General features: G+C 58.7%; 1 protein-coding gene. It reads right to left on the bottom strand.

The window, feature by feature from the left end; all coding sequences use genetic code 11:
- The coding region (locus R0J88_RS21315; RefSeq protein ID WP_410901072.1) for a c-type cytochrome at positions 1-220 on the bottom strand (220 nt) is incomplete at its 3' end.
- Positions 221-259: the final 39 nt, after the last annotated feature.

Here is a 259-nt window from a genome sequence, read left to right as displayed (position 1 = left end):
CGTTCTGGCCAGCGATCATCGGAACGTGATAAAGCTCGGGAAACGTCGCCTTGTAGCCTTCGATGCCATGGCAACCGATGCACATGGAAACCTTGTCGCGGGCGTTCTGGACATTACCGACCGGCGCTGCATCCGCAGCTGCTGCCTGGCCGGTGATCGCACAGGATGCCAATGCGGCCAGCAGGGAAACCGAGTACTTCAGAGAGAATCGCAACTTCATTGGGACGGCCCTTCTTGGTATGGCTTGAGGACTAGGGCC

This window comes from Pseudoalteromonas sp. SIMBA_162, assembly GCF_046535955.1.
Lineage (GTDB): Bacteria > Pseudomonadota > Gammaproteobacteria > Enterobacterales > Alteromonadaceae > Pseudoalteromonas > Pseudoalteromonas marina.
This window is presented reverse-complemented; position numbering and strand designations above follow the sequence as displayed.